At 73.8% G+C, this 13441-nt stretch carries 15 protein-coding genes; 4 read left to right on the top strand and 11 right to left on the bottom strand.

The genetic code is table 11. The features are described 5' to 3' along the window. Positions 1 to 24: 24 nt before the first annotated feature. From ACWEFJ_RS15070 to thyX, 6 genes are all read right to left on the bottom strand, one after another. Positions 25 to 1707 (bottom strand): ribonuclease J, encoded by a 1683-nt coding sequence (locus ACWEFJ_RS15070; protein ID WP_378084937.1) that lies wholly within the window; start codon positions 1705 to 1707, stop codon positions 25 to 27. Beyond that, positions 1704 to 2600, bottom strand: a complete 897-nt coding sequence (dapA, locus tag ACWEFJ_RS15065; RefSeq protein ID WP_378084935.1) for a 4-hydroxy-tetrahydrodipicolinate synthase — start codon at positions 2598 to 2600, stop codon at positions 1704 to 1706. Before dapA ends, ACWEFJ_RS15070 begins: the two co-directional genes overlap by 4 nt. 38 nt (positions 2601 to 2638) lie before the next feature. Beyond that, on the bottom strand, positions 2639 to 3259 hold the full coding sequence (locus ACWEFJ_RS15060) for a TIGR03085 family metal-binding protein (RefSeq protein WP_378084933.1): 621 nt from the start codon (positions 3257 to 3259) through the stop codon (positions 2639 to 2641). 9 nt (positions 3260 to 3268) lie between these two features. Continuing rightward, positions 3269 to 4726, bottom strand: a complete 1458-nt coding sequence (locus tag ACWEFJ_RS15055; RefSeq protein ID WP_449714058.1) for a serine/threonine-protein kinase — start codon at positions 4724 to 4726, stop codon at positions 3269 to 3271. A gap of 70 nt (positions 4727 to 4796) precedes the next feature. Further along, complete coding sequence (locus ACWEFJ_RS15050) at positions 4797 to 5186, bottom strand: ACT domain-containing protein (protein WP_449714057.1); 390 nt, start codon at positions 5184 to 5186, stop codon at positions 4797 to 4799. Positions 5187 to 5192: 6 nt separating this feature from the next. After that, positions 5193 to 5945, bottom strand: coding sequence for an FAD-dependent thymidylate synthase (thyX, locus tag ACWEFJ_RS15045; RefSeq protein WP_449714056.1), 753 nt, complete (start codon positions 5943 to 5945; stop codon positions 5193 to 5195). 110 nt (positions 5946 to 6055) lie between these two features. Between thyX and ACWEFJ_RS15040 the strand changes: the two genes are divergently transcribed. Beyond that, the gene (locus ACWEFJ_RS15040; RefSeq protein ID WP_378084925.1) at positions 6056 to 6577 is read left to right on the top strand and encodes a toxin-antitoxin system HicB family antitoxin; all 522 of its coding nucleotides are present in this window, start codon (positions 6056 to 6058) and stop codon (positions 6575 to 6577) included. Between the two features lie 12 nt (positions 6578 to 6589). After that, a complete protein-coding gene (locus ACWEFJ_RS15035; RefSeq protein ID WP_378084923.1) occupies positions 6590 to 7477 on the top strand; it encodes a DUF4097 family beta strand repeat-containing protein in 888 nt (295 codons plus the stop codon). 22 nt (positions 7478 to 7499) lie between these two features. Here ACWEFJ_RS15035 and ACWEFJ_RS15030 read toward each other — a convergent pair whose 3' ends face one another. The 4 genes from ACWEFJ_RS15030 to ACWEFJ_RS15015 form a co-directional block, all read right to left on the bottom strand. Beyond that, a complete protein-coding gene (locus ACWEFJ_RS15030) occupies positions 7500 to 8669 on the bottom strand; it encodes an MFS transporter (protein WP_449714055.1) in 1170 nt (389 codons plus the stop codon). Further along, positions 8666 to 9253, bottom strand: a complete 588-nt coding sequence (locus ACWEFJ_RS15025; RefSeq protein WP_378084919.1) for a TetR family transcriptional regulator — start codon at positions 9251 to 9253, stop codon at positions 8666 to 8668. Before ACWEFJ_RS15025 ends, ACWEFJ_RS15030 begins: the two co-directional genes overlap by 4 nt. A gap of 53 nt (positions 9254 to 9306) precedes the next feature. After that, positions 9307 to 10320, bottom strand: coding sequence for an aldo/keto reductase (locus ACWEFJ_RS15020; protein ID WP_449714054.1), 1014 nt, complete (start codon positions 10318 to 10320; stop codon positions 9307 to 9309). A 63-nt stretch (positions 10321 to 10383) separates the two neighbouring features. Continuing rightward, a complete protein-coding gene (locus ACWEFJ_RS15015; RefSeq protein WP_449714053.1) occupies positions 10384 to 11595 on the bottom strand; it encodes a winged helix-turn-helix domain-containing protein in 1212 nt (403 codons plus the stop codon). A 357-nt stretch (positions 11596 to 11952) separates the two neighbouring features. Between ACWEFJ_RS15015 and ACWEFJ_RS15010 the strand changes: the two genes are divergently transcribed. Both ACWEFJ_RS15010 and ACWEFJ_RS15005 read left to right on the top strand, forming a co-directional pair. Further along, a complete protein-coding gene (locus ACWEFJ_RS15010) occupies positions 11953 to 12504 on the top strand; it encodes a GNAT family N-acetyltransferase (RefSeq protein ID WP_378084913.1) in 552 nt (183 codons plus the stop codon). 79 nt (positions 12505 to 12583) lie between these two features. Continuing rightward, a complete protein-coding gene (locus tag ACWEFJ_RS15005; protein WP_378085074.1) occupies positions 12584 to 13030 on the top strand; it encodes a hypothetical protein in 447 nt (148 codons plus the stop codon). Here the strand turns inward: ACWEFJ_RS15005 and ACWEFJ_RS15000 are convergent. Further along, positions 12981 to 13367, bottom strand: coding sequence for a PRC-barrel domain-containing protein (locus ACWEFJ_RS15000; RefSeq protein WP_378084911.1), 387 nt, complete (start codon positions 13365 to 13367; stop codon positions 12981 to 12983). The two genes, ACWEFJ_RS15005 and ACWEFJ_RS15000, sit on opposite strands and share 50 nt — an antisense overlap. Positions 13368 to 13441: the final 74 nt, after the last annotated feature.

Raw genomic sequence — 13441 nt, 5'->3', positions numbered from 1 at the left:
CCTCTCCACCCCGCGCACGGGCGGTCAGTCCACGGGGATGATGGTGGGCACGATCATCGGCCGGCGGCGGTAGGTCTCGGCGACCCAGCGGCCCACCACCCGGCGCACGGCCTGGGCGATGCGGTGCGAGTCGGTGATCCCCTCGGCCTCGGTGCGGGACAGCTCCATCTCCACCAACGAGATCGCCTGGTCCAGCGCCTTCGGGTCGTCGGAGAAACCGCGGCCGGACACGGTCGGCGGCGCGACCGCCCGGCCGGAGCTGGAGTCGACGGCCACGGTGATCGCGATGAACCCGCCCTCGCCCAGCACGAGCCGGTCGGACAGCGTGGACTCGCCGACGTCGCCGACGGACAGGCCGTCGACGTAGACGTGGCCCACCTCGACCTTGCCGCTGATCGCGGCCTTGCCGTCGACCAGGTCCACCACCACGCCGTCCTCGGCGATGACGACCCGGTCGGGGTTCACGCCCGTGGCCACGGCCAGCGCCGCGTTCGCCCGCAGGTGCCGCCACTCGCCGTGCACCGGCATCACGTTCGACGGTCGCACGGCGTTGTAGAGGAACAGCAGCTCGCCGGCCGGCGAGTGGCCGGACACGTGCACCTTGGCGTTGCCCTGGTGCACCACCGTCGCGCCGAGCCGCGCCAGGCCGTTGACCACGCCGAACACCGCGTTCTCGTTGCCCGGGATCAGCGACGACGCCAGCACGATCGTGTCGCCCGCCCGGATCGAGATCTGCCGGTGCTCGCCGCGCGCCATGCGCGACAACGCCGACAGCGGCTCGCCCTGCGACCCGGTGGAGACGAAGAGGACCTGGTCCTCGGGCATGTCCATGGCCTCGTTGAGGTCCACGAACAACCCGTCCGGCACGTTGAGGTAGCCCAGCTCGGCCGCGATGCCCATGTTGCGCACCATCGACCGGCCCACCAGCGCGACCCGCCGGCCGTACTGCACGGCCACGTCCAGCACCTGCTGCACGCGGTGCACGTGGGAGGCGAAGCAGGCCACGATCACCCGCTGGTTGGCCTTGCGGACGACGTTCTCCAGCACCGGCCCGATCTCGCGCTCCGGCGCGACGAACCCCGGCACCTCGGCGTTGGTGGAGTCCACCAGGAACAGGTCGACGCCCTCGTCGCCGAGCCGGGAGAACCCGGCCAGGTCGGTCAGCCTGCCGTCCAGCGGGAGCTGGTCGAGCTTGATGTCGCCGGTGTGCAGCACCAGGCCGGCCGCCGTCCGGATCGCGACCGCGACCGCGTCCGGGATGGAGTGGTTGACCGCGAAGAACTCCAGCTCGTACGGCCCGAACGCGCGCCGCTCGCCGTCGGTGATCTCCATCAGCTTCGGCGTCTGGCGGTGCTCCTTGCACTTGGCCGCGAGCAGCGCCAGGGTGAACCGGGAGCCGACCACCGGCAGGTCGGGGCGCAGCTTGAGCAGGAACGGCACCGCGCCGATGTGGTCCTCGTGCCCGTGGGTGAGCACGAGCGCCTCGATGTCGTCCAGCCGGTCCTCGATGGCCCGGAAGTCCGGCAGGATCAGGTCGACGCCGGGCTGGTCGTCCTCCGGGAACAGGACGCCGCAGTCCACGACGAGCAGCCGGCCGGCGTGCTCGAACACCGTCATGTTGCGGCCGACCTCGCCGATGCCGCCCAGTGCGACGACGCGCAGACCTCCGTCGGGCAGTGCGGGCGGGGGTGAGCTCGGGTTGATCACGCGTTGACTCCCAATTCGGCCTCGACGGCCTCGATGTCCTCGGTTGATGCGGGTACCAGTGGCAGCCTCGGATCCCCCACGTCCAGGCCGCGCAAACGCAGCGCGGTCTTGGCGTAGGTGACGCCGGGCATCCGGCTGAAGGGCCGCAGCAGCGGCAGCAGCGACTGGTGGATCGCGGTCGCGCCGGCGACGTCGCCGGACTCGAACGCGTCGAGCAGGTCGCGCAGCCGGTCGGCGGCGATGTGCGAGATGACGCTGACGAAGCCCACCGCGCCGACCGACAGCCACGGCAGGTTCAGCGGGTCGTCACCGGAGTAGTAGGCCAGGTCCGTGGCCGCGATGACCTTGCTGCCCGCGAGCAGGTCGCCCTTGGCGTCCTTCACCGCGACGATGCGCGGGTGCTCCGCCAGCCGCAGCAGCGTGTCCACCTCGATGGGGATGACGGTGCGCGGCGGGATGTCGTACAGCATCACGGGCACGCCGACCTGGTCGGCCACGGTGGTGAAGTGCGCGCGGACGCCCTCCTGGGTGGGCCGCGAGTAGTACGGGGTGACCAGGAGCAGCCCGTGCGCGCCCGCCGCCTCGGCCTGCTTGGCCAGGTGCACGCTGTGCGCGGTGTCGTACGTGCCCGCGCCGCTGACCACGGTCGCGCGGTCGCCGACCGCCTCGACCACGGCGCGGACCAGGTCGGCCTTCTCGGCGTCGCTGGTGGTGGGGCTCTCGCCGGTGGTGCCGTTGACCACGAGACCGTCGTTGCCCAGCTCGACCAGGTGCTCGGCGAGCCGCTGCGCCTTGCCCAGGTCCACCGCCCCCTCGGCGTCGAACGGGGTGACCATGGCGGTGAGCACGCGGCCGAAGGGTCGGCCGGGCGAGGCGGTAGGACTTCCGGTCATGGCCGGAAATCTACCGCGTCACCCTCGGCAAGCTGCGACTACATGCTCCGGTCGAGGCCGCGCACCAGCCGCACGGCGTCCTCCTCGCCGTCGTACTCCACCCGTGCGGCGGACCGGCCGAAGACGTGCACCAGCAATTCCGAGACCTGCCCGGTCAGCACCACGGGGTTCGCGCCACGCCTGGCCACGACCGCCTCGCCGTCCGGGCGGCGCAGCACCACCCCGACCGGGCTCTTGCGGTACATCAGCCGGGCGGTCGGCGCGAGCCTCCGCCACAGCACCGCGTCCCGTACCGGATCGGGTGAACGCGGCTCCCAGCCGTCCCGCGCCCGGCGCACGTCCTCGTGGTGCACGAAGAACTCGACGGCGTTCACCAGCTCGTCCGCGAGGGCCTGCGGCGAGAGGCGTGGCGGGCCGACCCGGACCAGCTCGACCAGCTCGTCCCAGGGCCGGGCGGCGTAGGCGTCCTGGACGCGGCGGGTGTGCCCGGCGAGCGGCTTGAGCAGGATGCCCGCCGCCGCGTCCGGACGCCGTTCGCGCAGCACCAGGTGCGCGGCCAGGTCACGCGTGCGCCACGGGTCGCACAGCGTGGGCGCGTCCGGTCCCACCTCGGCGAACAGCTCGGTCAGCAGCCTGCGTTCGTCCTGCGCGACGCCCATGGCACCACGTTACTTGGCGTACACCTGGTCCTTCAGGGCCGTGCCATCCTTGTTCCACAGCACGCACACGACGTCGCGGTAGCGCTTGTCCGACGACGAGGAGGACGACGCCGGGTCCTCGGCCCACACGCCGGCGGTGGGCACGACCGCGGCGTAGCGGAACAGCGACTCCTTGTCCTCGACCGGCACCCGGTCGGACATGAAGTGCATGGTGCAGAAGTCCTCGGCGTAGTTGCGGAGCCACTCGTCGCCGGGGTAGGGCATCTTGTCCGACCCGAACGGCTCCGCCGCCGCGAAGACCTCGGTCCGGTGCGGCTCGTCGCAGTCGGTGTAGTTGACCGTGGCGTTGGGGTCGACCAGGTTGTCGCCGCACTGCCCGCTGCCCGGCTTGAACTGGGACGGCTCGATCGTGCCGCCGGGGCCGTAGGTGACCGTCTCGGCCATGGCGGCGGGCGGCTGGTCGGTGAACAGCCACCGGCCGAGGAACACGCCCGCGACCAGCAGCGCGACCGCCGCCAGCGCGCCCCCGGTGATCAGCACGCCCTTCAGCCACGGCTTCCGCACGGCGGTCGGAGCGGTGTAGTGCATGGTCTGCCGCAGCGGCGCGCCGAACCCGGTGGGCGGCGTCGGCTGGGCCACCGCGCGCTCCAGCATGGCGCGGGCCTGCGGGCCGGTCAGCCGGGCGTTCGGGTCGGGCATCAGCAGGCCGGTGATCACCGCGCCGAGCACGCCGTGCGCCCTGGTCAGCCGGGGCATCTCGTTCATGATCGCGTGCAGGGTGGACGCGGTGGTCGAGCGCTCGTAGGGGTTGACCCCCTCCACGGCGTAGCACAGCGTCGCGCCCAGCGCCCACAGGTCGGAGGCGGGCGACGCCTCGTGGCCGTGGATGCGCTCCGGCGACATGTAGGCGGGCGAGCCGATGAGGCTGCCGCTGGTGGTCAGGCGCGGGTCGTCCACGGCCTGGGCGATGCCGAAGTCGGTGAGCTTGACCCGGCCGTTCGGCGTGACCATGAGGTTGCCGGGCTTGACGTCGCGGTGCACGATCCCGGCCTGGTGGGCGGAGTCCAGCGCGGACAGCGCCTGGATCGCCATGGCGACCACCCGGTCCTGCGGCATCGGGCCGTGCGCGCTGATCAAAGTGGACAGCGTGGCGGCCTCGACCAACTCCATGACGATGTAGGTCATGCCGCTCTCGGCGACCACGTCGAAGACGGTGACCACGCCGGGGTCGTTCAGCCGGCCCGCGGTGCGCGCCTCGCGGAGCACCCGCTCCTCCAGCACGCGGCGCTCCTCCGGCGCGATGCCGTCGGGCAGGTGCAGCTCCTTGATGGCGACCTGGCGGCCGATCACGTTGTCCTGGGCCCGCCAGACGACGCCCATGCCGCCGCGCCCCAGCTCGGCGAGCAGGGTGTACCTGCCCGCGATCACACGCGGCTGGGCGCTCACACCCTGTGTCGGACCAGTCACCGTCACTCCTCGAAACCCGACCGCGGACCGGCGGAACGCTACTTCAGACCGTCCGTCGCCCGATCCGGTTTCACGGTTTCGTGACTTCGTGACCCGACGCACGCAGCGCCTGCACCGCCCTGGCCAGGTCGCCGGCCTTCACGAGCAGGTGGTCGGTGTCGTAAGTGGACAGCGCGAACAGGCTCACGCCCGCCGCGGCCAACTCGCCCGACAGGGCGGCCATGATGCCCGTGAGGGTGAACTCCAGCGGACCGCGCACGGTCAGCAACCGCCAGCCGGGCTGCGCGACGTCGGCGGGCGGCGCGTGGTCGACCGGGCACACGATCGACAGCTCCTCCGGCGTCCTGGTCACCGAGACCAGGCCCGGCGCGTCGAGCAGCCCGGCCGGGACCGGCGCGTCGGCGGGCAGCCGCACGATCGCGTACTCCCCCGGCCGGACGTCGACGATCAGCCGCTTCACGGGTCCTCAGCCCTCGGTGACCAGCGGGCTGGAGGCGACCTCGGTGCCGTCGGACAGCGTGGAGATGGTGAAGTCGGCGAACACGTTGGCCGCCGCCTTCTGCAGCTGGCGCAGGCACTCCACGGCCAGGGCGCGGATCTCCACGTCGGCGTGCTCGGTGGCGCGCATGGCGATGAAGTGGCGCCACGCCCGGTAGTTGCCGGTCACCACGATGCGGGTCTCGGTGGCGTTGGGCAGGATCGCGCGGGCCGCCTGGCGGGCCTGCTTGCGGCGGAGGGTGGCGCTGGGCACGTCGGAGAACTTCTCCTCCAGGCCCTTGAGCAGCTCGTTGTAGGCGTCGACGCTGGCCTGGGCGGCGGCCAGGAACTTCTCGTGCAGCTCGGGGTCGCCTGCGATGACGTCCGGCTCGACCATGGCGGCGTTGCGCTCGGGCACGTAGCGCTGGGACAGCTGCGAGTACGAGAAGTGGCGGTGCCGGATCAGCTCGTGCGTGAGCGACCGGGAGATGCCGGTCAGGTAGAAGCTGACCGAGCCGTGCTCCAGCACCGAGAGGTGGCCGACCTCGATGATGTGCTTGATGTAGCCCGCGTTCGTGGCGGTGGCCGGGTTGGGCTTGGTCCAGGACTGGTAGCACGCGCGGCCGGCGAACTCGGCGAGCGCCTCGCCGCCGTCGGCGTCGGTGGACCACGAGACGCCGTCCGGGGGGAAGAACTCCGTCTTCGCGATCAACTGCACCTTCGGCGACACCGTCTCAGCCATGGCCCGAACCCTAACCGAAGCCGCCGGTCGCGCCGGCCCTGCCGCGTGCCGTCATGAGCGACATCACCGGTCGCCTTGACTGATGTCAGATTTGACGTCATGGTGGTGTCATGGATCTGTCGCCGTACATCGCAGCACTGCGCGAGGACCTCGCGACGGCCGCGTCCGCCGGGGACGACAACACCCGGCGCACCGCGGCCCTGCTGTCCGCAGCCCTGGAGCCCGCCGCGCGGCTCGCGCTCATGAACGCGTTGTCCGACCTGGCCGCGGAGGTCACCGCGGCCCTCGACGGCCCCGTCGTCGACGTGCGGTTGGACGGACGGGACGTGCGGGTGGTCGTCACCGGCACGACCGCCCGGGAGGAACACGAACCGGAGCCGCAGGAGGTTCCCCGGCCCTCCGCCGGTGACGCCACGCGCGTCACGCTGCGGCTGCTGGACGAGCTGAAGGCCAAGGCCGAACAGGCCGCGGCGGCCCAGGGGATGTCGTTGAACACGTTCGTCGCGCAGGCCGTGCAGGGCGCGGTCGGCGGGCGGCGCGGCGGCGGGCACAAGCACTGGGGACCGCCGAAGGACCAGGCGGGCGGCGACTCGTCGTCGTCCTCGCGGGTCCGCGGCTGGGTGCAGGGCTGAGGAGGGGGACCGATGGAATCCGATGTGGTGCGGCAGCAGGGCTTCGACGTCGACGGCGTGGCGGAGATCGACGTCGCGCTGGTCGCCGGCCGGGTGCGGGTGCACCTGGTGGACGAGCCGGGCGTGCACGTCGAGCTGAGGCACGACCCGTCGCCGGGCGAGTCCTGGACCGCCGGCCTGAACGGGCTGCTGAACTGGGTGAACAACCAGTTCGGCACGGTGCCCGGCCAGCCGTCGGGGCCGGCCGAGGCGGTGCGGGACGCCCGGGTCGAGCTGTCCGGCGCCCGTCTGAAGGTGCACGCGTCCAAGGCGTTGCCGCTGCGCGCGGTGCCGCTGAGCGTGACCGTGCGCGCTCCGCTCGGCTCGCACGTGATCGCCAAGACGGGCTCGGCGGACGTCACCGTGACCGGCGCGGCCGGGCGGCTGGAGATCCAGACCGGCACCGGCGACGTGACCACCGACCAGGCGGACGCGCCGTCCCAGGTCAACTCGGGCTCGGGCAAGCTGCGGCTCGGGCCGATGCCGGGCGGGCTGCGGGCCAAGACCGGCAGCGGTGACGTCGAGGTGTCGGCGATCGGCGGCAACACGGTCATCTACACCGGCACCGGCGACGTGTGGCTCGGGGCCGTGCAGGACGACGTGCAGGTGCGCACGGGCGGCGGCGACGTCACGCTGGCCGACGCCGCGGCCGGCCGGATCCAGCTCGGCACCGGCTCGGGCGACGTCCGGGTGGGCGTGCGGCCGGGGGTGTCGGCGCAGGTGGACCTGGCCTCCAACTCCGGGTCGGCGCGCAGCGACCTGGACGTCTCCGACACCCCGCCGGAGACCGAGCCGGCCCTGTTCATCACCGGCCGGACCACCAGCGGCACCGCCCTGGTCACCACCGCCACCACGGCGTGACCGGCTCCGGGGCCCGCGGCGCTCAGGACGTGCCGCGGGTCCCGCGCTCCACCGCGCCGACGAGCGCGAACACCGCGCAGGCGCCCACGCCCAGCGCGGTCGAGAACACGGCGGCGTCGCCCGCGGCCAGGAACACCGCGCTCACCACGCTCGCCGCCGTGAAGCCCACGGCGGCGAACGAGTAGAGCACCGAGAAGCCGACCGACCACGAGCCGGCGGGCAGGGCCTCGGTGACGGTCAGGCTGCGCGCGGTGCTCGCGGCGGCCTGGAAGAACCCCGCGCAGCCCACCAGCACGACGGTGGCCACGGGCGAGCGCACCACCCCGACCGCCACCACGACCAGCGCGAACAGCGACGCGAGCACCAGGGTGTGCCGCAGCGCGTTCCCCGGCCGGCGGCGCAGGCCGTACAGGAAGCTGCCCGCGATGCTGGACACGGCCAGGGCGGACAGCGCCGCGCCGGCCCATGCCGCCGGTGCGCCGCGGTGCTCCAGCAGGCTCGGCAGCGTCACCTCGACCGCCGCCTGGAGCGCGAGCACGACCGTGACGACGACCACCGCCGGCCAGATCGCCCGCACGACGCGCGCGGACCCGCGCACGACCGCGTCGCCCTCCGCCCCCAGCGACCCGGGCAGCCGGCCCGCGACGACCGGCGTCACCAGCAGGGCGGCGGCGACGACGAGCAGCGCGGCGTCGGCGCTCCACACCGCCACCGCGACGCCCACCAGCGCCGGACCCGCGACCTGGCACGCCTGGTTCACGATCACGTCGAGCGCCAGGGCGCTCCCCCGGCCGTCCGGCGCGGACCGGACCAGCAGCGTGCGCAGCCCGCCGAACGTCCCGGCGGCCACCCCGCCGCCCACCGCCGCGAGCACCACGGCGGCGACCGGCAGGCCGAGCCGCAGCGACACGACCAGGCCGAGCAGCGCGACCGCCTCGGCCACCGCGACGCGGGACAGCTCCGGCCGCAGCGGCCGGCGCTGGAAGCGGGCGCCCATCCGCGGCGCGGCGACGGCCTCCCCGGCGGCGTACGCGCCCGCGATGACCGCGCCCCAGGCGTACGAGCCGGTGTGCTCGGCGGCCAGGAACACCGCGGCGAGCGGGACCGTGCAGACCGCCAACCGGGTGGCCACCGTGGCGACGAGCCACCACCACGTCAGCGGCCGGGCGAGCAGCTCCCGGTAGCCGGTCACCCGGCCGACCGCAGCCCCGCCACCAGCAGGGACACCACCGCGTCGAACGCCGCGTCGACGTCCGGGCCCGCCCACTCGGCGGCGTGGGCCGGGTCGTGGAAGCGCGCGGTGGCGTCGAACACCGCCTTGGCGCTCACGGCCGGGTCCGGGGTCGTGAAGTCGCCGGACGCCACCCCGTCGGCGACGATCCGGGTCAGGTCGCCGACCATGGCCTCGATGTGCGCGGCGACCACGGCGCTGTTCTCCCGCACCAGCACCGAGAACGTGGCGAACAGCTCCGGGTCGTCCAGCGCCTTCCGGCGCTTGGCCTCGAACAGGGCGGCGAGCCAGGAGCGCAGGCGCTCCGGCGCGGGGGTGTCGGCGGTGGCCACTCCGGCGAGCCCGGCGTGCGCCCGGTCGAGCCAGCGCTGGGTGACGGCCTCCCGCAGCGCCGCCTTGGTCGGGAAGTGCCGGTAGACGCTGCCGTGGCTGACGCCCAGCGCGCGGGCCACGTCCACCACGGTCGCCTTGGCCGGGCCGTACCGGCGCAGGACGTCCTCGGTGGTGCTGAGGATGACCTCAGCGGTCAGTGCGCCGTCCGCCACGTGCTGCCCCCTGGTGTCGCCTGCCGGTCCGGTCCATTGTGCGTGGACCGCGGTCAGCGCTCGCTGTCCAGGTGGGCCATCAGGGCGGGCGCGTAGCGGTCGCCGGCCACGGCGTCGGCCGGCACGGCGGCCTCGATCCGGGCCAGGTCGGCGGCCGTGAGCGTGACGTCGAGCGCGCCCAGGGCCTCCGTCAGGCGGTCGCGGCGGCGGGCCCCCACCAAGGGCACGATGTCCTCGCCCTGCGCCAGCACCCAGGCGATGGCGAGCTGGGCGACCGTGACGCCCTTCTCGGCCGCCACCGCGCGCAGGGCCTCCACCAGCGCGAGGTTGTGGTCGAGGTTGTCGCCCTGGAAGCGCGGCGAGACGGCGCGGAAGTCGGTCGGCTGCCGGGACGCGGTCCAGTGGCCCGAGATCAGGCCGCGCGACAGCACGCCGTACGCGGTGATCCCGACGCCCAGCTCGCGCGCGGTGGGCAGGATCGACCGCTCGATGCCCCGGGACACGAGCGAGTACTCGATCTGGAGGTCGGCGACGGGGTGCACGGCGTGCGCGCGGCGCAGCGTCTCCGCGCCCACCTCGGACAGGCCGATGTGGCGCACGCGCCCCTTCTCGACCTCCTCCTTGATCGCGCCGACGGTCTCCTCGATCGGCACCGCCGGGTCGAGCCGGGCGGGCCGGTAGACGTCGACGTGGTCGGTGCCCAGCCGGCGGAGGGTGTAGGCGAGGAAGTTGCGGACGGCTTCCGGCCTGCCGTCGTTGCCGTGCCAGCCGCCGTCCGCGTCGCGCAGCGCGCCGAACTTGACGCTGATCGCCACGTCCTCGCGCCGGCGCTCGCGCAGCGCCCGCGCGATCAGCAGCTCGTTGTGGCCCATGCCGTAGAAGTCGCCGGTGTCGAGCAGGGTCACGCCCGCGTCCACGGCGGCGTGGATGGTGGCCACGCTCTCGGCCTCGTCGGCCGGGCCGTAGAGGTCGGACATGCCCATGCAGCCCAGGCCGAGCGCCGACACCTCGGGACCGGTGGAGCCGAGGGCGCGGCGCGGCAGCACGCGATCGGTGGAGTTCGTCATGACCTCCACCATGCCAGTTGGGCTGACAGATTTCAACATCTGTCAGCCCAACGTCTCACGCGCTCACCGGACGACCGCCGTGAGAGCCGGGGCGAGGTCGCCCTTGGGCGCCACCCGGACGTCGTCCAGCTCCAGCCAGTCGGCCATGTGCCGCAGCTCGGCGGCCAGCTCGACCGCGACCCGGCCGACGTCCGCCGTCGGCTCGGAGTGCGCCGCCTGCACCCGCAGCACGCCCGCGGCCCGGTCCGCCTTCAGGTCCACCCGGCCCACCAGCTCGCCGTCCAGCAGGAACGGGAACACGTAGTACCCGTGCACTCGCTTCGGCGCGGGCACGTAGATCTCGATGCGGTAGAAGAAGTCGAAGATCCGCTCGGTGCGGGCGCGTTCCCAGATCAGCGGGTCGAACGGGCACAGCAGCGCCCGACCGGTGATCCGGCGCGGGACCCGCGCCTCCACGTGCCGGTACGCGGGGACGCCCCAGCCCTCCACCTCGACCGGCTCCAGCACCCCGGCCTCCACCAGCTCCGCCACCGCCTGCCGGCTGCGCGCGGGCTGGAGGCGGTAGTAGTCGCGCAGGTCCGGCTCGGTCGCCACGCCCATCGCCGTCGCCGCCCGCGCCACCAGCTCGCGCGCGCCCTCCTCCGCCGACACCGACAGCCGCCGGGCCAGCGCCTCCGGCGGCAGCACGCGCTCGCTCAGGTCGTACAGCCGCTCGAAGCCGCGCCGCGACCCCGTGGTCAGCACCCCCTCGCCGAACAGGTACTCGCACACCTTCTTGACCTCGGACCAGTTCCAGCCCCAGTGCTCCTTGGCCCGCGGCCCGCCGCCCGCCAGCGCCTTCTCGATCGCGCCCGCGCCGACCGGGCCCAGCTCCTTCACCACGGCCAGCACGTCGTCCACCAGCTGCGGCGTGCGCTCGACGATCGCCGTGTAGTTCTTCCACCAGCCCGGCCGCTTCGCCCCGGAGTGCAGCAGCGCCCAGTCCTCCAGCGGCACCAGGCTCGCCTCGTGCGCCCAGTACTCCACCAGCAGCCGCGGCTTGCGCGCGCTGTGCGCCCACGCGGCCTCGTCCACCAGCGACGGCGCGTAGGCGCCGAGCCGGCTGAACAGCGGCATGTAGTGCGCGCGGACGGCGACGTTCACCGAGTCGAGCTGCAACAGGCGAATCCGCGACAGCACCTTCTGCAGGTGCCGGCGGGTGGGCGCGGAAGCGGGCCGGGGGTCGGCGAAACCCTGTGCGCCCAGCGCGATGCGGCGGGCGACGTCTGCGCTCATTCTCTGCACGACTGGATGGTCCCACCGGGGTATGACAGTCACGCACGGTAGCCCGGACAGCGCACCCGCCCCCACCCGCGGCGGGACCGGAGGGGGCGCGGACCGGGCCGGACCCGGACCCGCCGGGCATCGGTTTCCCGAAGCCGCCCGGTGATCTTGCCGCCCGGACCGCCGGGGATCACCTCCACCCCGGCGGCGCGGTCGGCTCCGACCGGGCGGACGGCGGGTCGCCGTCCGCTCCCACCGGGAGGACGGCGGGCTCCGGGCGGCGTGCTCGTCGTCTCCCCGCGCGGGCGGCGGCCGGCTCGGCGGACCTGCCTCCGCCACCCGGCGGACCGGAGGGCTATAACAGTGCGCATGGCCGACGCCACCGTGCGCACCGCGCAGCCCGACGACGTGGCGGAGATCGCCCGCATCCACCGCGACACCTGGCGGACCGCCTACGCCGACCTCGTGCCCGCCGACGTCCTGGCGTCGATCGAGGTGGAGGAGACCGCGCCGGCCTGGGCCGATGCGGTCGGGCGCGGCCAGGTGCTCGTCGCCGCCGAGGGCGCGTGGACGGTCGGCTTCTGCGTCGCGGGCCTCGCGCCCGAGGACGAGGTGGCGCGGGCGGACGGCTCGCTGCCCGCGGACGCGGCGACCACGGCGCTGGTGAGCGTGCTCGTGGAACCCCGCTGGGGGCGACGCGGCCACGGCGGCAGGCTGCTCGCCACGGCCGCCCGCCGGCTGCGCGAAGCGGGCGCGACGCGGGGCGTCGCCTGGGTGCCGGAGGCGGACCGGGCCTCGATCGGCTTCTACGGCAAGGCGGACTGGGAGGCCGACGGCACGGTGCGCACGCTCGACGCCGGCGGGCGTCCGCTGCGCGAGATCAGGGTTTCCGGGGGGTTGGCCCTACTGCTCACGCCCTGATCCCGCGGGTAGCCTCGGCCGGGTGCTCGGGTTCGGGTGGGTGTGCCTCACGTTCAGCGTGGCCTTCGGCTCCGCGTTGATGCCTCTGATCAGCATCGAACTCTTCGTGATCGGCCTGGTGACCCAACAACCGGGCATCTCGTGGTGGTGGATCGGGCTCGCGGTCGCCCTGGGCCAGGTGCTGGGCAAGATGTTCTACTTCCTGGCCGCCCGCGGCTCGCTGCGCTTACCGGCGTTCCTCAGGCGCGAGGAGAAACCGGCGAAGCCCGTGGCGCCGTGGCGGCTGAAGTGGCGGGCCCGGCTGGAGTGGGTGCGGGCGCGCTGCCACCGGCACCCGCACTGGATGTTCGGCACGCACGCGGTCAGCTCGGTGGTCGGCCTGCCGCCGTTCATGTTCACCACCGTGCTCGCGGGTCTCGCGGGCATGTCGTCCTGGCTGTTCCTCTCCACGAGCGTGCTCGGCCGGTTCGCCCGGTTCAGCGTCCTGGCCGCCTCGCCCGCCGCGGTGGCGGGGTGGTGGCACTGACGCCCTCGCCCACCGGGCGCTCGTGGCGCACCAGGCGCTGCTCGGGCAGCGTCAACCCGTAGTGGTCGTGCAGTTCCAGCTGCTCGGCCTCGGACAGCTCCCGGTCGTCGACCTTCGGCGCGTCCTCCACCTCGCGCTTGTCCACGGGCACCACCAGCCTGCGGTCGCGCACCTGGGCGCCGCGGATCGGCACGAGCGTGGTCCCGGTCTCCCGGCGCACCGAGGCCCACAACGGGCGGCCACCGGCCAGCCACACGGCCGCGACCGGTCCGATGGGCCGGCCGTGGCGGTCCAGCACGTCACAGTCGTAGAGGCGGTCCACCGCTGCGCGTTCCATGCCTCCTCGGCTACCCGACCGAGCGCACGACCGCACTCGGAACCACCCGGACGTGTAACGGTCAGCCGAGCGCG

This window comes from Actinosynnema sp. NPDC004786 (genome assembly GCF_053601135.1).
This window is presented reverse-complemented; position numbering and strand designations above follow the sequence as displayed.